This window comes from Kitasatospora sp. NPDC048545 (genome assembly GCF_040651155.1).
In the GTDB taxonomy this organism is placed as follows: domain Bacteria; phylum Actinomycetota; class Actinomycetes; order Streptomycetales; family Streptomycetaceae; genus Kitasatospora.
This window is the reverse complement of the sequence record NZ_JBEZIQ010000007.1, coordinates 113,418-133,529: the sequence shown is the minus strand read 5'-3', so window position 1 is coordinate 133,529 and position 20,112 is coordinate 113,418. Positions and strand designations below refer to the sequence as shown.

At 72.3% G+C, this 20,112-nt stretch carries 16 protein-coding genes and 1 pseudogene; 14 read left to right on the top strand and 3 right to left on the bottom strand.

The window, feature by feature from the left end:
* Positions 1-63 precede the first annotated feature (63 nt).
* On the top strand, positions 64-1,545 hold the full coding sequence (locus AB0D10_RS09770; RefSeq protein WP_360253749.1) for an MFS transporter: 1,482 nt from the start codon (positions 64-66) through the stop codon (positions 1,543-1,545).
* Between the two features lie 110 nt (positions 1,546-1,655).
* Positions 1,656-1,877 carry a KTSC domain-containing protein gene (locus AB0D10_RS09765; RefSeq protein WP_360253747.1) on the top strand — a complete coding sequence of 74 codons (222 nt, stop codon included), beginning with the start codon at positions 1,656-1,658 and terminating at the stop codon, positions 1,875-1,877.
* A 294-nt stretch (positions 1,878-2,171) separates the two neighbouring features.
* On the opposite strand, the gene AB0D10_RS09760 is transcribed toward AB0D10_RS09765, so the two are convergent.
* Complete coding sequence (locus AB0D10_RS09760) at positions 2,172-2,816, bottom strand: HhH-GPD-type base excision DNA repair protein (protein WP_360253745.1); 645 nt, start codon at positions 2,814-2,816, stop codon at positions 2,172-2,174.
* Between the two features lie 261 nt (positions 2,817-3,077).
* Between AB0D10_RS09760 and AB0D10_RS09755 the strand changes: the two genes are divergently transcribed.
* From AB0D10_RS09755 to AB0D10_RS09720, 8 genes are all read left to right on the top strand, one after another.
* On the top strand, positions 3,078-3,425 hold the full coding sequence (locus tag AB0D10_RS09755) for a DoxX family protein (protein ID WP_360253743.1): 348 nt from the start codon (positions 3,078-3,080) through the stop codon (positions 3,423-3,425).
* 266 nt (positions 3,426-3,691) lie between these two features.
* Positions 3,692-5,014: a helix-turn-helix transcriptional regulator gene (locus tag AB0D10_RS09750; protein WP_360253741.1), complete on the top strand. Its 1,323-nt coding sequence runs from the start codon at positions 3,692-3,694 to the stop codon at positions 5,012-5,014.
* Positions 5,015-5,081: 67 nt separating this feature from the next.
* Entirely contained in the window at positions 5,082-5,864 is a 783-nt protein-coding gene (locus tag AB0D10_RS09745; protein WP_360253739.1) for a toll/interleukin-1 receptor domain-containing protein, read from the top strand.
* The gene (locus tag AB0D10_RS09740) at positions 5,861-7,807 is read left to right on the top strand and encodes a hypothetical protein (protein WP_360253737.1); all 1,947 of its coding nucleotides are present in this window, start codon (positions 5,861-5,863) and stop codon (positions 7,805-7,807) included. Before AB0D10_RS09745 ends, AB0D10_RS09740 begins: the two co-directional genes overlap by 4 nt.
* 161 nt (positions 7,808-7,968) lie before the next feature.
* On the top strand, positions 7,969-8,958 hold the full coding sequence (locus tag AB0D10_RS09735; protein ID WP_360253735.1) for a hypothetical protein: 990 nt from the start codon (positions 7,969-7,971) through the stop codon (positions 8,956-8,958).
* A gap of 304 nt (positions 8,959-9,262) precedes the next feature.
* On the top strand, positions 9,263-11,692 hold the full coding sequence (locus tag AB0D10_RS09730; RefSeq protein ID WP_360253733.1) for a terpene synthase family protein: 2,430 nt from the start codon (positions 9,263-9,265) through the stop codon (positions 11,690-11,692).
* Between the two features lie 201 nt (positions 11,693-11,893).
* Complete coding sequence (locus AB0D10_RS09725; protein WP_360253731.1) at positions 11,894-12,691, top strand: VOC family protein; 798 nt, start codon at positions 11,894-11,896, stop codon at positions 12,689-12,691.
* Positions 12,692-12,749: 58 nt separating this feature from the next.
* Positions 12,750-13,262 carry a DinB family protein gene (locus AB0D10_RS09720; RefSeq protein WP_360253729.1) on the top strand — a complete coding sequence of 171 codons (513 nt, stop codon included), beginning with the start codon at positions 12,750-12,752 and terminating at the stop codon, positions 13,260-13,262.
* A gap of 66 nt (positions 13,263-13,328) precedes the next feature.
* Here the strand turns inward: AB0D10_RS09720 and AB0D10_RS09715 are convergent, their stop codons facing one another.
* A complete protein-coding gene (locus tag AB0D10_RS09715; protein WP_360253727.1) occupies positions 13,329-14,144 on the bottom strand; it encodes a winged helix-turn-helix domain-containing protein in 816 nt (271 codons plus the stop codon).
* Between the two features lie 64 nt (positions 14,145-14,208).
* On the opposite strand from AB0D10_RS09715, the gene AB0D10_RS09710 reads away from it, so the two are divergent.
* The gene (locus AB0D10_RS09710; protein ID WP_360253725.1) at positions 14,209-15,570 is read left to right on the top strand and encodes a hypothetical protein; all 1,362 of its coding nucleotides are present in this window, start codon (positions 14,209-14,211) and stop codon (positions 15,568-15,570) included.
* A gap of 105 nt (positions 15,571-15,675) precedes the next feature.
* Positions 15,676-16,446: pseudogene (locus AB0D10_RS09705) on the top strand (isocitrate lyase/phosphoenolpyruvate mutase family protein); the annotation flags it as partial.
* A 106-nt stretch (positions 16,447-16,552) separates the two neighbouring features.
* Here the strand turns inward: AB0D10_RS09705 and AB0D10_RS09700 are convergent.
* Positions 16,553-17,380, bottom strand: a complete 828-nt coding sequence (locus tag AB0D10_RS09700) for a TetR/AcrR family transcriptional regulator (RefSeq protein WP_360253723.1) — start codon at positions 17,378-17,380, stop codon at positions 16,553-16,555.
* Positions 17,381-17,609: 229 nt separating this feature from the next.
* On the opposite strand from AB0D10_RS09700, the gene AB0D10_RS09695 reads away from it, so the two are divergent.
* Positions 17,610-19,253: an MFS transporter gene (locus AB0D10_RS09695; RefSeq protein ID WP_360253721.1), complete on the top strand. Its 1,644-nt coding sequence runs from the start codon at positions 17,610-17,612 to the stop codon at positions 19,251-19,253.
* A 149-nt stretch (positions 19,254-19,402) separates the two neighbouring features.
* Positions 19,403-20,110, top strand: a complete 708-nt coding sequence (locus tag AB0D10_RS09690) for a helix-turn-helix transcriptional regulator (protein ID WP_360253719.1) — start codon at positions 19,403-19,405, stop codon at positions 20,108-20,110.
* Positions 20,111-20,112: the final 2 nt, after the last annotated feature.

Here is a 20,112-nt window from a genome sequence, read left to right as displayed (position 1 = left end):
TACATGCCCCTTACCGTCGGGGACGTCGAGAAGCGGGAAGTGCGAGCAGTCGAGGAGTACGGAATGAGCGCGGCAGGAGCCGACCGGCGGAGGTGGATCGCGCTGGCGATCGTGATGGTGGCCTCCTTCATGGACCTGGTGGACGTCACCATCGTCAACATCGCCATCCCCAGCATCCAGGCGGACACCGGCGCGTCCTTCAGCGCCGTGCAGTGGGTCACCGGCGGGTACGCGCTGGCCTTCGCGATCGGGCTGATCACCGGCGGGCGGCTGGGCGACATCCACGGCCGCAAGCGGCTGTTCCTGATCGGGATCGGCGGCTTCACCGTGGCGTCCGCGCTCTGCGGGCTGGCCTCCGGGCCGGAGATGCTGGTCGCGACCCGGCTGCTGCAGGGCGGGACGGCGGCCCTGATGGTGCCGCAGGTGCTGTCGATCATCCACGCGACCTTCCCGGCGGAGGAGCGCGGCAAGGTGTTCGGCATGTTCGGCGCGGTGGTCGGCCTGGGCGCCGTCTCCGGTCCGATGATCGGTGCGCTGCTGACCGAGTGGGACGTGTTCGGCCTGGCCTGGCGGCCGATCTTCCTGATCAACCTGCCGGTCGGCATCGCCGGCCTGCTGCTCGGCCGCCGCTTCATCGACGAGTCGAAGGCCGACCAGGCCCTGAAGCTCGACCTGGTGGGCGTGCTCCTGGCCAGCCTCGGCCTGCTGATGCTGATCTACCCGCTGACGCACGGGCGGGAGGCCGGCTGGCCGCTCTGGGGGTACCTGTCGATGGCCGGGAGCCTGCCGGTGTTCGCCCTGTTCGTGGCCTACGAGAAGGTCAAGACGCGGCGGGACGGCTCGCCGCTGGTCGAGCTGGCGCTGTTCCGGGTGAAGTCATTCGCGGCCGGCATCTGCGTGCAGCTGGCCTTCGGCGTGGCGCTCGGCATCTTCTTCCTGGTCTGGACGCTCTACATGCAGGTGGGCCTGGGCTGGAGCCCGCTCAAGGCCGGCGCGACCGGCATCCCGTTCTCGATCGCGGTCTCCACGGCGGCCGGGCTCTCGGTGCAGAAGCTGGTGCCGCGGTTCGGGCGCAAGGTGCTGCAGACCGGCGCGCTGGTGATGGCGGCGGGCGTGCTCACCTACGTCTGGGAGGCCGACCGGTACGGGACGGCGATCTCGCCCTGGCAGATGGCGCTGCCGCTGGTCGTGATGGGCCTCGGGATGGGACTGATCGTCGCGCCGATCACGGACGCGGTGCTGGCGGAGGTGCCGCGCGAGCACGCCGGTTCGGCCTCCGGGCTGATCAACACCGTGCAGCAGGTGGGGAACGCGCTCGGACTCGGGCTGGTCTCGGTGGCCTTCTTCGGGGCGATGGACGACGTGGTCGCGCCCGAGGCGGTCGGGACGGCGTTCGGCGGGGCCTTCGTGCACGCGCTGTGGTGGGTTGCGGGGGTGCTGCTGGCGGTGTTCCTGCTGATGTTCGCGCTGCCGCGGAAGCGCGGCGCGGCGGTCGGGGCCGCCACCGAGGACGCGGCGCCGGAGCCGGAGTCCGTCCTGGTCTGACGGGACGGGTCCGACCGGGCCGGCTCGTACGGACCGGTCGGACGCAGGGTGCCCGGCGGGGGCCCCGGTCGCACTGCGCGACCGGGGCCCCCGCCGCACACTGGAGGGCGATGGACCGTACGGCGGTGGACTCCTCGGTGCTGCGCTCGGTCGGCTACGACCGGGCGGCGCGGCTCCTGGAGCTGGAGTTCGCCGGTGGACGGCTGTACGTGTACGCGGACGTACCGGCCCGGGTGCACCGCGAGCTGTTGGCCGCGGAGAGCCACGGGCGGTACTTCGTCCGGCGGATCCGCGGGCGGTACGCGTACCGGCGCTCGGGGACCGGCCGGTAGCCGCCGCCGTCCCGGGGACTTGCGAGGTGGCCGGCCTCGACCGGGGAGCGGTGCAGGGCGGGGCGTCGTCGTGCCCGGTGTGCAGCACGGCGGTGACCTCGGCCCCGGTGGAGCCGCGGCCGGGTTCGACGAGGGTGTCGGCGCGGTGGGCCAGGAGCTCTCCCGGCGGGCCGCCGTGCGGGGCACGGTGATCAGGCGCCCGTCGGGGGCGAACCGGGCGGACACGCTCGGCGGGGCCGGGGCGGTTGCGGTCGTGCCGGGGAGCGCCGCCTCGCGGGGCGGGACGACCGGTTCTCAGCGGGCGCCGGTCGGGGCCGGTGCGACCGTCGTCCGAGTGGTGGTGCGGGGCTTGGCGGCGGCCTTGGCCTCCTTCGCGGCGCGCTTCACCTCCTGCTTGAACTCCCTCACCAGGGTCAGGGATTCGGGGCCCGTGATGTCGGCGACCGAGCGGTGCGCACCCTCCTCGCCGTACGCGCCGGCGGCCTCGCGCCAGCCCTCGGGGCGGACGCCGTACTGCTTCCCGAGCAGGGCGAGGAAGATCTGCGACTTCTGCTTGCCGAAGCCGGGCAGGGCGTTGAGGCGGCTGAGCAGTTCCTTGCCGGTGCGGACGTTCTTCCACAGTGCGGCGGCGTCGCCGTCGTACTGCGCGACGAGGAACTGGCAGAGCTGCTGGACCCGTTTGGCCATCGCCGCGGGGTAGCGGTGGACGGCGGGCTTGACGGAGAGGAGCGCGACGAACTCCTCCGGGTTGTAGGTGGCGATCTCGTGGGCGTCCAGGTCGTCCCGGTCGAGGCGCTGGGCGATGGTCAGCGGGCCGGTGAACGCCCACTCCATCGGCACCTGTTGGTCCAGCAGCATGCCGACGAGCGCGGCCAGCGCACTCCGTCCGAGCAGTTCGTCGGCCTCGGGCTGCTGTGCGAGCCGCACGGTGACGTTCATGGGCTTGCCCTCCTCGGAGTTGACGTCGGGTCGGCGCCCAGTCTGGTGGACGCGACCTGGGGGGAGGCAGTCAACACGCCCGTAGCGGTGGAAGTCTTGGTGTGCCAGGCCTTGCCGCAGCTGCTTTGTTCGTTGGCGGAGCGGTTGTTGGGCATTCCGGGCGTGGCGCGGGATATTTTTTGCCCGCGAGTGTCACATCCGTCGCGGGCGCCGGGTCGGAGAGGTGTCGAACCGAACAGCCTTCGAATGGGGAGCACTTCAATGTCCGTCGCCCACACCGTCGTCACCGTCCTCGCCGCCCTCATGGTCGGCTTCTCGGCCTACTCGGTCTTCGCCGGCGCCGAGTACGTGGTCAAGCCCCTCGCCGACTACGGCGTCCCGCGCGCCTGGTGGACCTGGCTGGGCGTCGCCAAGGCGGCCGGCGCCCTCGGCCTCCTGGTCGGCCTCGCCGTCCCCGCCGTCGGCTACGCGGCCGCCGTCGGCGTGATCCTCTACTTCCTCGGCGCCGTCGTCACCGTCGTCCGTGCGCGGGCGTACGCCCACATCCCCTTCCCCCTGGTCTACCTGGCCCCGGCGGCGGCGTCGCTGGCCCTGGGACTGGCCGCCTGAGGTCGCGGAGGGTCGCGCGGGCGGACCGATCGCGGGTTGCCCCCGGTGTCTGGGCGTTCGTTCGTGTCGTTCCAATGCGTGGACATGTCGCCAACTCGTTTTGTCCGCATGGTCATTCGAGGCGAAAAGAGGAAACGGGAAACCCGGTGGAACCTCGTTTGGTCGGCTTGATCGCATGCCAAGATTCCAGGCGGAAGCGCGGGGTGACCGCTTCCGGATCGCGACGCGGCAGGCGCTTGGGTGGCCGAATCCAGACGGGGGTTGGCATGGGCACGTCCGAAATGTGGCCAGGCGAGTTCGGGCCGGAGCTTCGCAGGCGGCGGATTGCCGCCGGCTTGACCCTCACGCGGCTCGCCGAGCTGCTCAGCTACAGCAAGGGGCACTTGAGCAAGATCGAACGTGGGCACAAGGCGCCTCCGGCCGAGCTGGCCCGACGTTGCGACGCCCAGCTCGGCGCCGAGGGCGAACTGGAACGGTTCCTGCCGAATCGAACTCCGACTGCCTTGCTACGAGGTGGCTGCCCTGCGGAGAGCGATACCAGCGGCGATGAAACGCCACTGCTCCCGGCCGACGGCGGGACCGCCCGTCCGTCCGAGGCCATGGGTCGGAGACAGCTGCTCGCTGCCGGGGCCACGTCCCTGCTCAGCGGAAGTCTCGCGGTTGCCCTGCCGTCGGCCGTCCCGGCGGCAGCTGTAGCGGGGGGCACTCCGGTCGAGATCTTCCGGGGCCAGTTCGACCAGATGCGGCAGCTCGGCCAGATCGCCGATCCGGCCGCGTTGCTTCCGTTGCTCTCGGTCCAGACCCACACCCTCTGCGAGCTCGCAGTCCAGGCAGACGTGGTGAACCGCGGCCGATTGCTCGCATTGGCAGCCCGGTACGCGGAGTACGCGGGCTGGATGGCTCAGGAGGCCGACGACAACTCCTCGGCCCTCTCGTGGACCGCCCGCGCGGTCGAGCTCGCGCAGGCCGGAGAAGATCGCGACCTGGCCTCGTACGCACTGGTCAGGCGGGCCCTGATCGCCTTGTACGCGGGTGACGCGACCCAAACCGTGCAACTGGTCGAGCCGGCCCAGGACGGTTCATTGCCGCCGCGAATCCGGGGACTCGCGGCACAGCGGGAAGCGCAGGGGCACGCACTCGCCGGAGACCGTGCTGCGTGCCTCCGCAGCCTTGACCGCGCCCGGGGGCTTCTGGCCAGGGCCGATGCCGAGAACGGTGGCGGTGCCCCCGTTCTCGGCACGACCAACCTGACCGACCCGGTGGCCGTGGTCACCGGGTGGTGCCTCTACGACCTCGGACGTCCGGCGGAGGCCGCCGAGGTGCTCGACCGCGAGTATCTGCGGATCCCTGTTCGGGCCGTCCGTAGCCGGGCCCGTTACGGCTTCCGGCGTGCTCTCGCACACGCGGCTGCAGGCGAGCCGGAGTACGCCTGCGAACTCGCCGCAGAGCTACTGCCGACGCTCCCTGTCCTACGGTCGGCCACCATCCGATCTGATGTTCGGAGGCTCGCCCGTGAGCTGCACCGGTTCCGTGCCGGCAAGCCCGTGAATGACCTTCAGCCCCTCCTGGCCAGGGCACTGCACCCGTAGACCATCCGATGCCTCGGCCTGTCCTTGGTTTCCGTCGTCCCACATGAACCGGAGAGGTGATTTCGTCATGCCCGAGATCTTCGTCAACTACCGAACCAGCGACGAGGAAGCGAGTGCCACTCTGATCGAGCGGGAGCTCTCCCGCCGCTTCGGCACCGAGCAGGTATTCCGAGCCAGTAAGTCGATTCCGATCGGTCGTCCCTTCCCGCAGGAACTGCTCACCGCCGTCCGCCGCAGCAGCGTGCTCCTCGCCGTGATCGGTTCGCGGTGGGCTGACGCCCGAACCGCGGATGGACGCCGCGCCCTGGACGACCCGGAGGACTGGACCCGAAGGGAGATCGCGGAGGCCTTCGAGGGTGGTGCTCTGGTCGTCCCCGTCCTCGTCGGTCGTATGACGCGGTTGGACCGGCGCGACCTCCCCTCCGAGATCGCCGAGCTGGCGGACTGCCAGTACCGACGCTATGACAGCCGCGACGCGGAATCCGGTCTCCAGCGCCTCGGTGACGACTTGGCCGAAGCGATTCCCCGACTTGCCGAGGCGGAGCGGCGAATCACGAAGGAGCAGGGAGTGCGTGAGACGCACAACGAGGTCGGGCGGGTGAACGGCAGCGTGGTGCAGGCCGGGGACTACCGGCACGACCAGAGCGGAGGAATCGGCAACGTCGGGCGCGATGTCGGAACGTTCATCAACAACGCGAGCGGACCAGTGCACACCGGCAGCGGTACCCAGAACACCACTGTCCGCAGCGGTGGTGTCGAGTTTCACGGGGACGGCAACAGTTACGTCGAACGCGGAACCGTCAACAACGACTTCGGCGGACGCGGTGAGAGCGAGAGTCGGCGACCGTGAGCGACCACGGAGATGCGACATGGGTCGGTAACGCTCAGGGGCAGATGCACACCGGTAGCGGTCCGCAGTACAACATCAACTACCACATGGGCGAAGGCGAGCGGCTGGTCCGTGCGGGCGGCGACCCGCAAAGGGTTGCGCTTGACCAGCGACTTTGGCTGAAGCGGAGGTTCGTCGGCCCGCCTGGCTACGGCGACGCGGCGGAGCGACTCGACGATCCTGGCTCAGTCGTTCTGATCTCGGGATCTTCGGGATCCGGACGGCGTGCCGCTGCCTTCGCCTTGCTGCACCACTCAGGTGGCAGAACCGATGGGTTTCGCGAGGTCTCGCTCGACGACGTGAAGTACGAGCCGGCCAGGCTGGTGGGCGGTGAGCGGGTCCTCTTCGATCTGTCCGCGGCCTCGGAGCGGGATTTCGCCGAGGTCCAGGCCTTCCTCGCGACATTCTGGGAGAAGGTGAGGATCTCCCGTGCCCGGCTTGTTGTCGTTCTTCCCTGGGAGCACAGGCACCTTCTGCGGTCGGACTTCCGTCAGCTCCTGGTGTCGATCGGGCGCCCCGACGGTGCAGGCGTGCTGACCAGGCACTTGAGGATTGCGGGCATCTACACCACGCGCACGGAGCTGCGCCAATCGGTCCTCAGCCAGTTCTTCGACGGCTCCCCCATGCGGGAGTTGCAGCAACTGTCGGAGCTGGTTGTCGAGGCCCGGCCGGAAGGCGGCGACTTCGGCACCTGGGCGGAGAAGGCGCTTGCGGCCTTGCGGAAGCGCGGTGCGGAGGTTGCTGAGCAGATTGCCGGGATCACCGATGGACGCCAGCGGGCGCTGTTGTTCGCCGCAGCAATGCTGGAGGAGGCGTCGGCTCCGGCGGTCTCCCAGACCTGCGATCTGCTGTTGGCGACACTCGGGCACCCGGAGGACGAACGGCCTCGACTCGACCGCGATGACCTGACCCACCGCCTCCGCGACATCCGGGTGGACGTGAGGAACGAGAAGATCCGCTTCGAGGCCTTCTCGTACGGCGCCGCCGTCCGTGCCCACTTCTGGCTCTATTACCCGGACCTGAGAAGGGCGTTCGGAGACTGGGTCAGAGATGTGATCACGGAGCCGGCGTGGCTGGGCGCACTCGATCGCCGACGACTGGTCGGCCGGTTCACTGAACAGGCTCTGAAGGTGGGCGATGTCCACGTGCTGTCAGAGTTGGTGGAGGCGTGGACGCAGGAAGCCAGGTTGTTGCCCGATGCGATTCAGGTGTTGGGGCACGGGCTCACGAGTGAGGAGCATGGTGCGGCGCTTCGAAGGAGGATCTATGACTGGTCGACCGGGCCGAAGCTGACGCCGAATCTGGTGCAGGTCCTGGCGCGCACCTGTGCTGACGCCATGGCCCCGCACCACCCTGACCAGGCACTCGTTCGCTTGCACCACCTCGGCCGGAGGCCCTTCGAAGAGGGCGCGCGCTACGCCTGGGACGCATTGCTCGAACTGGTCGGCAGGGACAAGCGGCTCTACCTGAGGCTGCTTGACCGACTGTGCAACGGGCTGGAGCGGAGAGTGCCGGTGCGATCCGACATCGGCATCCTGCTGCAGCTGGTCGATCCGTTGCCCGACTGGGTGCCGAGCACGGAGGCCGTCCGGGGTTGGCGAGGGGTGCTGGCAGCAGCCGCATCGTCCAAGGACTGGGAGCCGGGGGTCAGGAGCTGGCTGTCGGCCGCGCGCTGGAAGCCGGACGGGGGTGAACGGCTGATGAGGATCCTCACCGACGCTGCCGACGGCTGCACCGGTGCTCTCAATCGCTACTACCTGCTTGCTCACGCGTGGGCGAAGGACTCTGACGATCGCCCGGGGTGCACGAGTCGGGCCGAGGTCGCGACGCGTTTCTGCCGGGAGATCGACCGCGCACAGGCAGTCGAACCGCTCATTGGTGCGATTGGGGGGAGAGGACTGTGAAGGGCACAGGAAAGCTGCCACTGGTCGGCTTGGCCCTGGCAGCCGGGTTGGCGACCGTGTTGCTCGGGGTCTCCGCCAGGTGGCCGGTCTGGCTGTGGGCGGTTCCGACGGCGGTTGCCGTGTCGCTGGCCCTCCTCCTGGCATCAATGAGGGCTCCGGCGATGCCGTCGGACGAGCCGCCGTGGGAGAAGACCCGGGTGAGCGGTGTGGCGTTGCCGAGCCTGGTGCCGGACTACGACTTCCACTTCTCGGCGACGGTGTGGTGGCGTCCGATCCGAAACGCGACCGGACTGGTGCACGCAGATCCGGCCGGCCTGGCGGTCGAGACGGTGCTGGACCGTGCCCGGTCGGTGACCGAGCGGGAGGTGCCGGGGCGGCTCGACCTGGTCCAGCACCGCTTGAACGGTGTGCTCGGGACGCAGGCCCAGGACCGGTCCGGGCTGGTGGAGGCCATGGGCGGGCGGGTCGAACTCAGGCTGTCGGAGGACGATCGCAACCGGCTGGGCAAGCTGTCCGAGGTTCGGAAGACCGAGGAGGTCTGGGAACACGAGCGGCGCTATGAGCAGAGCAAGCGGGCGTACCTGGGCGACGATGTCCTGAAATCGACCGGCAGCGCAGTCGTTTGGTGGCTGGCTCGCCACGACGAGCAGGTCGAGGCGGCCGTCGACATGATCGGGCCGCTTGCCCAGCTCTCTGCGGCGGCCAATGACGTGCCCGTCAGCGACCTGTACGAGCACCTGGTACCGGGGGTGGGCCCGGCCCCGGACGACGATGAAGAGAACGGTGGGTTCGGTGAGGGGCCGTTCGGACCCAGGACGCCGCCTGGGCCGGCCGGGCCGATCAAGGGCCCGTCGGTGATCGGACCGCTGGAGCAGCTGCTGGACGATGTCGGGTTGGAGCTGGGTTCCGATGCGAGGGAGGTCTACACGCATCGGGTGGCGTCCGTTACCGAGGCGGCGGACCGGCCGGCGTACGCCCGGTTGATCCGGGAGAAGTTGTTGAGTGAGGACGGGGTTGTGCCCGATCAGCCGGGACCGGAGGAGGAACGTGCCGGCGGGCCGGGCATGCGCTTCACGAAGCCCGACGGTCCAGTGAACGGCTCTGCTGTGAACGGAACGACGGTGAGGGGTGAGCACGAGGCTGGGGAGTAGGGCGGAGCGGTGGGCGGCCGGGTGTTGTGTTGGTTGGGGTGGTGAAGGGTGGTGCGCGGCGGGGCGGGGTGCGCGCGAAGGCGTGGGCGCGCTCGGCCGGGCGGGTGGTTCCGGTGGGGTGGGTGGGGCGGTGGGGGTCAGACCGTACGTACGATCCAGGGCTGGCCGGTCGCTCGGGCGGTGGTTCGAGCTTGGGTTCGAGCGGTTTGGTCATCTCATATGACTGTTCCTGTTGTGCCGGTGTGGCGTCCGGGTCGCGGGTCATTCTTGGTCCAACCGACGCGTCCAGAAAGGCTCGCCCGCCGTGACCCAGCCGTTCGAACTGCCGTCCTTCTACGTGCCGCACCCGGCACGCCTCAACCCACACCTGGACGAGGCGCGGACCCATTCCACCGGCTGGGCCCGGGAGATGGGCATGTTGGAGGGTTCCGGCATCTGGGACCAGGCCGACCTGGAGGCCCACGACTACGGGCTGCTCTGTGCCTACACCCACCCGGACGCCTCCGCCGAGGTGCTGTCGCTGGTCACCGACTGGTACGTCTGGGTCTTCTTCTTCGACGACCACTTCCTGGACATGTACAAGCGCACCAACGACCGGGAGGCGGGCAAGGCGCACCTGGACCGGCTGCCGTTGTTCATGCCGGCCGACCCGGCCGCCGCGGTGCCCGAGCCGGAGAACCCGGTCGAGGCGGGCCTGGCCGACCTGTGGCGGCGCACCGTGCCGGCGATGGGCGAGGACTGGCGGGCCCGGTTCGCCGAGAGCACCCGCAACCTGCTCGACGAGTCGCTCTGGGAGCTCTCCAACATCGACGCGGGTCGGGTGGCCAACCCGGTCGAGTACATCGAGATGCGCCGCAAGGTCGGCGGGGCGCCCTGGTCCGCGCAACTGGTCGAGTACGCCGCCGACGCCGAGGTGCCGAAGGAGGTCTCCGGCTCGCGCGCGCTGCGGGTGCTGATGGACGCCTTCTCCGACGGCGTGCACCTGCGCAACGACATCTTCTCGTACCAGCGCGAGGTGGAGGACGAGGGCGAGCTGAGCAACGGCATCCTGGTGCTGGAACGCTTCCTGGAGTGCACCACGCAGGAAGCCGCCGAGGCCGTCAACGACCTGCTCACCTCCCGGCTCCAGCAGTTCGAGAACACCGTGTTCACCGAACTGCCGGTGCTGTTCGCGGAGACCGGGCTGGACCCGGAGGGTGAAGCGAAGGTCTTGGCGTACGTCAAGGGCCTGCAGGACTGGCAGTCCGGCGGGCACGAGTGGCACATGCGTTCCAGTCGCTACATGAACGGCGGTGGGGCGTCGGCCGGTTCGGCCGGCGAGGTGGCGCCGGGGTCGGGCGGTGCGTTGCCGGGCCTGCCCGGGCTGCCGGGCTCCGGCAACCGGTGGGACCAGTACGCGATCGGCGGGATCGGCACCTCGGCGCTGGACGTCCTGCGCAGCGGGGCCGTGAGGGCCGTGGAGGCCGTGGAGGCCGGGGGCGGTGCGGGCGGCGACACGGCGGCGCGCGCGGCGAAGGACGCGGCCGGCCCGGCCGGACGGCGGGCGCGCTCGCACGGGCACGTGCCGTTCCGGGCCGTCGGCCCGTCCCGACTGCCCGATTTCAAGCTGCCGTTCACCCTGTCGCTGAGCCCGCACCTGGACGGCGCCCGGGAACGCGTGGTCGAGTGGGCCGAGCGGATGGGCCTGTTGGCGGCGGACCCGGTGGTGCCCGGATCGGGCATTTGGGACGCCGCGTCGATGCGCGACTACGACCTCGCGCTCTGCGCGGCCGGCCTCCACCCGGACGCCACCGCCGAACAACTCGACATCGGCTCGGCCTGGTTGGCTTGGGGCACCTGGGCCGACGACTACTACCCGGCGGTCTTCGGCCGCACCCGCGACCTGGCCGGCGCCAAGCGCGCCACCGAGCGGCTGGGGCTGTTCATGCCGGTGGACGGCAGCCCGGCGCCGGAGCCGGCCAACGCGCTGGAGCGCGGCCTCGCCGACATCTGGGAGCGCACCGCCGCACCGATGAGCGTCGAGGCGAGGAGCCGGTTCCGCTCGTCCGTCGAGGTCATGACGGCGAGTTGGGTCTGGGAGATCGCCAACCTGATCCAGAACCGCGTCCCGGACCCGGTGGACTACCTGGAGATGCGCCGCGCGACCTTCGGCTCCGACCTCACCGCGAGCCTGTGCCGGCTCGGCCACGGCCGGAAGGTGCCGCCGGAGGTGTACCGGCACGGCTCGATGCGGGCGCTGGAGAACTCCGCCATGGACTACGGGGCCATGGTGAACGACGTGTTCTCGTACCAGAAGGAGATCGAGTACGAGGGCGAGCTGCACAACGTCGTCCTGGTGGTGCAGAACTTCTTCGCCTGCGACTACGCGGCGGCGGTCCGGATCGTCGACGACCTCATGCACTCGCGCCTGAGTCAGTTCCAGCACGTCGCGCAGAAGGAACTCCCGGTCATGTACGAGGACTTCGGGCTGGACGGAGAGGTGCGCGAGGTCCTCGACGGATACGTGAAGGAACTGGAGAACTGGCTCGCCGGCGTCCTGAACTGGCACGAGGGCTGCCGCCGGTACGGCGAGGACGACCTGCGCCGGCACTACGGCGCGGAGCGGGACCTGGCCGCTGCGACGCGGGCGCGGCGGGCGGCCGCAGTGCCGTCGGTACCGGTGCCGCTCGGGCCGACCGGCCTGGGCACGGCCTCGCTGCGGCCGCCGCTGAGCGGGGCGGTGACGGAGCACTGAGCGGTCAGGGCGGTCGGGGCGGTCGCGGCGGTCGGTGCGGTCGCAGTCGCGGCGGTCGGGGTCGTCGCGGCTGACGGTGGGCGTCCGGCGCACCCGTGCGGGCCATCCCGCGCGGGTGCGCCGCGTCGTGGCTAGGCTGGCGAGTCGGGGGCCGGCGTGCGCCTTCCGGTGCGCGCATTCGCCGCACACGAGGGCAGAGACATGGCTGCGCTACCTGAGGGCACACCCTGTTGGGCCGACGCGATGTTCACCGACCTGGAGGGCGCGAAGGCCTTCTACGGCGACGTGCTGGGCTGGACCTTCGGCGAGAGCTCGTCGGAGTTCGGGAACTACACACAGGCGTACTCGGACGGCAAGGCGGTCGCCGCGGTCGTTCCGCCGATGCCCGGCCAGCAGGCGCAGTCCGCCTGGTGCCTGTACCTCGCCTCGCCGGACGCCGGCGCGACCGCCGCGCGGATCCGCGCCAACGGCGGCGAGGTGGTCATGGGGCCGATGCAGGTCGGCGACTTCGGCACGATGGTGATCGCCAAGGACCCGGGCGGAGTCGTGTTCGGCGTCTGGCAGGCCGGGCGGCACGAGGGCTTCGAGAAGCAGGGCGAGCCCGGCGCGTACAGCTGGGCCGAAGTGGTGACCCGCGAGCCCGCGAAGGCGGACGCCTTCTTCCCGGCGGTCTTTCCGTACGGTGTGCGGAAGATGGACTCCGAGGAGTTCGACTACCGGATGTTCCAGGTCGGCGACCGGCCGGTACTGGGCCGGATGGGAGCGGAAGGCGACTTCCTGCCGCCCGAGGCCCCCTCGTACGTCAGCGTCTACTTCGCCGTGGACGACGTCGACGCCGCGATCGAGCGGCTGACGGCGCGCGGCGGCAAGGTGTACTTCGGGCCGATGGACAGCCCGTTCGGCCGGTTCTCGGCGGTCGGTGACCCGCAAGGCGCGGCCTTCGGGCTGATCGACCTCGGACGGACCGTCGGCGAGACGCCCGGCACGGTGGAGGCCTGATGGGGACGCGCCGGTCCGGGCAGCGCCCGTGGGGCGCGCGGCCGTCGGGGTGCGTCCGATGAGCGAGCGCGAGGAACTCGTCGAGACGCTCGACAAGCACCGCGGTCTGCTGCGGCGCACCGTCCGCGACCTCACCGACGCGCAGGCGGCCGAGCGGACCACGGTCAGCGCACTGTGCCTCGGCGGCCTGATCAAGCACGTGGCGGCGGTCGAGGCGCGCTGGGTGCGGTTCATGACCGGCGGCGCGGAGGCGATGCGGGCCGGGGACGGGGACCCGGGCGGGTCCGGCGCCGCCGAGGAGTGGGCAGCCCAGTTCCGGATGGTGGAGGGCGAGACGCTGGCCGGGCTGCTCGCCGAGTACGAGCGGGTGGCGCGCGGGACGGACGAACTGGTCAGGACCCTGCCCGACCTCGACCTGGCCCACCCGCTGCCGCCGGCGCCGTGGTTCGAGCCGGGCGCGACCTGGTCGGTCCGGCGGGTGCTGCTGCACCTGATCGCCGAGACCTCCCAGCACGCCGGGCACGCGGACATCATCCGGGAGTCGTTGGACGGGGCGAAGTCGATGGGGTGAGGGCAGGCCGGGCGAGGCCGCCGGAGACGGCCCGGGCCGCGCGCGGGGCCGCCGCTCGGAAGGCCGTCAGGGCATCTCCACGCCGAGCAGGTCGCGCAGTGCCCGGCTGCCGTCCGGGGTGACCCGCAGGGCCCGGCCGGAGCCGATCCGCTCCACCCAGGCCCGGTCCAGGGCGGTCCGGCAGAGCGCCGCGCCCAGAGCCCCGCCGAGGTGGCTGCGGCGCTCCGTCCAGTCCAGGCAGCCACGCACCACCGGGCGTCCGCCGCGCCGGCCCGCGCGCGGCGGCAGCTCGATCGCCTGCGCGGCCAGCCAGTCCCGGCCGCGCTCGGTGACGGCGAGGCCGGACTCGTCGGCGACCAGGCCGCGGGTGAGCAGGGCGTCGGCGACGGCCACGCCGAGGCGGCCGGCCAGGTGGTCGTAGCAGGTCCGGGCGCGGGCCTCGGCGCTGAGTCGGGTCGCCTCGCCCAGGGTGCGGGGCGCGGGCGAGCCGTTGCCGCCGGCCCCCTCGGCGAAGGAGGTCAGGTCCTCGATCAGGGTGGCCACGGCGGGCGTGGCCAGCCGGACGTAGCGGTGCCGGCCCTGCCGCTCCTCGGCCAGCAGGCCGCCCGCGATCAGCCGGGACAGGTGCTCGCTGGCCGTGGACGGCGCGACGCGCGCGTGCCGGGCCAGTTCGCCGGACGTCCAGGCGCGCCCGTCGAGGAGTGCGGAGCAGAAGGCGGCGCGGGTGGGGTCGGCGAGCAGGGCCGCGAGGGCCGAGATCGCCGCGCCGCCGTGGTCGGCGCGCCGGGCCGGGCGGGGAGCCGGGGAACGGGCGGGGCGCGGTTCTGGCTGTGGCTGCGGGTGCGGCTGAGGGTGCGGTCGTGCTTGCGGTTGCGGGGGCATGGCTCCATGGTCGCTCCGGCACGTTTCGGCCGGGGCCGAAACGACCCGGGGCCACGATGACGGCATGAGCGAACCGACAGCCGTCTCCGACCGCGCGACCACGACCTTCTCCCGCTACGACGACGTCACGGCGGCCCTGGCCGACCCGGCGCTGGTGCCGCTGCCGGCCGCGCCCGTCGCCCCCGGCGGGCCGGCCGGGGTGGCCCGGCTGCGGGCCGCCGTCGCCCGGTTCAGCTCGGGCGGGACGCACGCCCGGCGCCGGGCGCTGGTGCTGGCCGACCTGGAGCGGCTGGACCCCGCCGCGCTGCGGGTGGCCGCAGCGGCCGGCTTCGAGCCCGACGTGCGGCTGCGGGTGGTCCGGGTGCTGGCGGCGGCGCTCGGCCTGGCGGACCCGGAGGCCGTGGCGCGGGACGTCGCGACGGTCGCCCGGTCGTACTTCGCGGACGCGCAGGACGACCCGGCGGCGGACGCGGCGGTGGCCCGGCTGCTGCCCGCGATGGGCGACCCGGACGAAGAGACGGCCGCCAACCGGATCGGCCTGCTCGTCCAGGCCTGCGACGCCACCGCCGCGCTGGTCGAGCACGCCCGCCGGAACGGGCTCGGACCGACCGGCGCGCTGCGCGAGGACCCGCCGGTGCGGGTGATGCGCCGCCTCGCCGCCCGGGCGACCGAGGTCGGCGGGGCCGCCGTACCGGCGGGGACGCACGTCGTGCTGGACATCGCGGCCGCACAGGCGCAGGCGCCGGAGGGCGTCGCGCTCGGGTTCGGCGCGCCGCCCCGCCTCTGCCCGGGGCGTTCGCACGCGCTGGTCATCGCCGAGGGCATCCTGTTCGGGGCCTCCGATCCCGCGGACCCCGCGCCGGAGCCGGAGCCGGTGGACCGCGATGCGGTGGCCGTGGAGCCGGCGGACCGCGGCGCGGAGGCCGGGAGGGGCGCCGGGAAGGCCGAACTCGCCGTACTGGTACCGGAGATGGTCGACCACGTACTCGCCCTGGCAGCCACCTGGACCGCCTGGGACGGCCGTCCGGTCGTCAACGCCGACGGACGCACCTACACGCCGCACAAGGCGGTTCGGCGGGTCACCGACCACCTCCTCGACCACCTCGCGGAGTGGGACGCCAGGCTGTCCGGCGAGCCGACCGACCCCGACCACTGGCACGCCTCAAGCGTCACCACCCCGGCCGACCTCGCCCCGTTCACCGCCGCCGACCTGGACGAGGCCCGCAGCCGGCTGACCCGGCTGGCCGGGATCTGGTCCCGTCGGGTGGCCGCGCTGCCGGAGGCGTACCTGGACGACTCGCCGGGTACGGGCTGGAGCTTCCGGCGGATCGTCCGCCACGTCGCGGGGTCCGGGTACTACGCGGACTCGGTGGGGGACCTCCGGCCGCCGGCGCCGGTGGCGCAGAAGCAGTGCATGAGCATGTGAGTGCGTGAGCACGGGATGGCGGATCGCGGATCGCGCAGGAGCCTGTGCGGCCCGTACGAGCAGACGAACCCCGGAGGACAGATGAATCACGGAGGCCCCACCATGACCCCCTTCGCCGCTCTGCACCACCGCCCCGGACGGCCGCTGCTGCTCCCCAACGCCTGGGACCACGCCTCGGCCGCCGCCCTCGCCGAGGCCGGCCACGCCGCGATCGGCACCACCAGCCTGGGCGTGGCGGCCGCGGCGGGGCTGCCCGACGGCGCGGCAGCCACCCGGGCGGAGACCGTACGGCTGGCGCGGCGGCTCGGCCGCGGCGGCTTCCTGCTCAGCGTCGACGCGGAGTCCGGCTTCAGTGACGACCCGGACGAAGTCGCCGCACTGGCAGTGGAGTTGGCCAAGGCCGGGGCGGTCGGGATCAACCTGGAGGACGGCCGGGCGGACGGCACCCTGGCGCCGGCCGCCGTCCACGCGGCGAAGGTCGCGGCGGTGAAGGCGGCCGTGCCGGAGCTGTTCGTGAACGCCCGTACGGACACCTACTGGTGTGCGCAGGACGACCCCGAGCCGGAAACCCTCCGGCGTCTGGAGGCGTACCGGCGAGCGGGCGCGGACGGCGTGTTCGTCCCCGGGCTGGCCGATCCGGCGGTGATCGGCCGCGTGGTCGGCGCCCTCGCCGTCCCGCTGAACATCCTCTGGACGCCGGCCGGTCCGGGCCTCGCCGAGCTGGCCTCGCTCGGGGTGGCCCGGGTCAGCCTCGGGTCGCTGCTGTACCGCGCCGCGCTGGCGGCGGCGGTGGCGGCGGCCGGCGCGGTCGCCTCGGGCGGGCCGGTCGGGGCGGTGCCGGGGTACGCGGAGGTGCAGGCGCTCAACGAGCGGTGATCCGGAGGGGGTTGGGGATCGCCTCCGGTGGCCGGGTTCGACGCCCGGGTCTTGTTTCCGGTCCTTCCCGGCCCTTTCCCGGGTTCTTCTCCTCGGGCTCCGGCTGTCAGGCCCGGCCCTCGCGGTCGGTGGACCGGGCCGCCCACGCGGCCTCGATCCCGTCCAGGATCAGCCGGACGCCGCTGAGGAAGGAGGAGTCCCGGCCCGCCTCGATCTCCTGGTCGACCTGCGTGGTGTACAGCCGGTGCAGTCGTGGGTGGTCCTTGGTGGCCTCGATGACGGCGGGCAGGAGCTGGTCCATCCACTCCTGCTCCTCCCGACCCCGCTTGGCCAGCGCGCTCAGCCAGGCGGCCTCGACGGTGGCCGCGCCGATGGTGTAGCCGATGACGACGCCCATCGCCTCGTTGGCGTCGACGAGGTCGAGTCCTGAGTCCTCCAGCAGCGCCAGGAACGCCTCGGACAGCCGCATCCAGCTGGGGCCGAAGTAGACCATCCCGACGTCGCCGATCACCGACACCATCCAGGGGTGGCACAGGATGGCCGCGCGCACTCCCTCGGCGACCTCCTCGATGGCCGTGCGCCAGACCTTCGGGTCACCGCCGGCGTCGCCGATGCGGTCGGCGCCGGTCGGCTCCGGTAGAGGGAGTTCGGCGAAGACCTGGTCGACGGCGAGCGCGAGCAGCTCGTCCTTGTTGGCGACGTAGGTGTACAGCGAGGTGGCGCCGGCGTTGAGGCGGGCACCGAGCTTGCGCATGCTCAGCGCTTCGATGCCGTCGCTGTCCAGGAGGGTGAGGGCCGCGGTCACGATCTGCTCGCGGCTGAGGGCCGGCTGGTCCCGGCGGGGTCGCTGCGGTCGGGTCCACAGCGTCGGGATGCCCGACGTACCGTCCTCCGGCTTGGCCGCCATCCGGCCCTCCTCGTCACTGGTGCTCACCTGCGATCGCCCGTCCGGGCTCCGTCGGGTTCAGCATAAGTGGCTCCGCACACTGTACGGCGTTGCGAACACTGTGCGGGCTCCGTACAGTGTTCGGAGCGGCGCACACCGAACCTGTGGGGACGGCGGACGGTGTGCCCGCGCCGACTTCCGCACGGCTCCGGCCGAACGGCGGACGACCACCCGCGCGGCCACGGCCTGCGCGCCGATGCAGATCCCGGGGTTCGCGATGCCCGCGAGGCCCGAGGAGTTCGTGACGTACGTGGCGCACGCGCCGTACGTGAAGTTCGAAGGGGGAAACGCGGTGGAACGGAATCCGCGGCGCTGGCTCATCCTGGTCGTGCTCTGTCTCAGCAGCCTGGTGCTGGTGATCGACAACATGGTCCTCACGGTCTCCATCCCGCCGATCGCGGAGGACCTCAAGGCCCGGGCGCAGGACATCCAGTGGATCATCGACTCGTACATCCTGGTCTTCGCCGGCCTGCTGCTCACCTCGGGCAGCCTCTCCGACCGCTACGGGCGGCGGAAGGTGATGATCGTCGGACTGGCACTGTTCGGCGCGGCCTCGCTGGTCGCGGCCGTCGCCGACAGTCCCGGTCAGTTGATCGCCGGGCGCGTCCTGATGGGCGTCGGCGGCGCACTGGTCATGCCGAGCACGCTGTCCATCCTGATCACCGTCTTCGACGCCGACGAGCGGCCGAAGGCCATCGCCGCCTGGAGCGCGGTGGCCATGGTCGGCCTGATCGGCGGGCCGGTGCTCGGCGGCGTGCTGATCGCGCACTTCTGGTGGGGCGCGGTCTTCCTGCTCAACCTGCCCGTCGCGGCGGTCGCGATCCTCGCGGCGGTGCTGCTGATGCCCGAGTCCAGGGGGCCGTGGCGCCGGCCCGACCTGCCGGGCATGGTGCTGTCGATGGTCGGCATGGTGGCGCTGGTCTGGTCGATCGTCGTGCTGCCCCGCGACGGCCTCACCAGCGCGAGCACGCTCGGCGCGCTCGTCGTCGCCGTGGCCGCGCTGGCCGGGTTCGCCGTCCGGCAGGTCCGCACCGACTCGCCGATGGTCCCGCTCAAGCTGTTCCGCAACCGGGTGTTCACCGGCGCCAGCTTCTCGCTCGTCCTGCTGACCTTCGCCACCGGCGGACTGATGCTGGTGCTCACCCAGTACCTGCAGTTCGTGCTGGAGTTCTCGCCCACCGACACCGGACTGGCCTTCATCCCGCTGGCCGTCGCCTCGCTGGTGTTCAACGGGGTGGGCGCCGCGGTCGGGAAGAAGGTCCCGGCGCGGGTGCTGACCGCGGTCGGCATGCTGTTCATTGCGGGCGGGTTCGGGCTGCTGGCCACCCTCTCGGTCGGCGACGGCTTCACCAAGGTCGCCCTGGCCATGCTGGTGCTGGGCGCCGGCTCCGGCCTCGCCATGCCCGCCGCCGCCAACGCGTTGATGGGAGCCATCCCCGGCGAGCACGCGGGCGTCGGCTCCGCTCTCAACGACACCGTCCAGCAGTTCGGCGCCGCGCTCGGCGTGGCCGTCCTCGGCACCGTGCTCTCCGGCACCTACACCGGCGCGATGCCCGCCGGTGCGCCCGAGACCGCGCGCCACGACATCACCGGGGCGCTCGCCGTCGCCGGCTCCACGGGGGACGGCGCACTGGTCGCGGCCGCCCGCGAGGCGTTCAACACCGCCACCTCCACCACGTTCACGGTGGGCGGCGTTGCGGTCGTGGCGGCCGCGGCGCTCACCCTGGTGCTGATGCGCGGCGGGGGTGCGGAGAGTGCCGGGAACGGGGCCGCCGGGAACGGGGCCGCGGAGTCGGGGGCTGCGGAGCCGGGGGTTGCGGAGCCGGGGGTTGCGGAGCCGGCGGTCGAGGTGGTCGGCTGAGCCGCCGTCGCCCTGGCCGGAGTCCTGGTCTCGGGCCGGGGCCTTGGCCGGGGCCGGGGCTTGGCTGGGGTCGGGGTCGGCGGTGTTCAGCCGACCCCGACACCGGCGCTCCCGGGCGCTCCCCGGCGCGGGCGCGTAGCCTTCGCCCCATGTCCTGGGAGTACGTCGAGCGTGCGTCCCGGGTCCCCGGCGCGGTCGTCTGGACGAAGCGGGCTGTCGGACCTACGGGCGCCGACACCGCCGGGCCCGTGCTGCCTGACGGCTGCATGGACCTGCTGTGGACGCCGGGTCGGCTGCTCGTCGCGGGCCCGGACACCCGGGCCTTCCGCCCGGGACCGGGCCTGACGGGCCCGTGGACCGGTGTGCGCTTGCGCCCCGGTGCCGCGCCCGCACTGCTCGGCGTCCCCGCGCACGAGCTGCGGGACCGCCGGGTCGACCTGTCCGATCTGCGGCCCGGAGCCGAGGTGCGGCGCCTCACCGAACGGATCGACGCGGCGTCCGACCCGGCCGTCGCACTGGAGGCCCTGGCACTGCGCCTGGCGGCCGCGGCGCAGCCCGAGGACCCGCAGATCCGGGCCGTGGTCGCCGCGCTCGCCGCCGGCCGGTCGGTCGCGGCCACGGCCGCGGCGGTCGGCCTCGGCGCGCGCCGACTGCACCGCCGCTCGCTGGCCGCCTTCGGCTACGGTCCCAAGACGCTCGCCCGCATCCTGCGGATGCAGGGCGCCCTCGCACTGGCCCGCTCCGGCGTCCCGCTCGCCGAGACGGCGGCCCGGACCGGCTACGCCGACCAGGCCCATCTGGCGCGCGACGTCAGGGAGTTGGCGGGCATGACGGTGACCGCCCTGCTGGCTCCCTGACG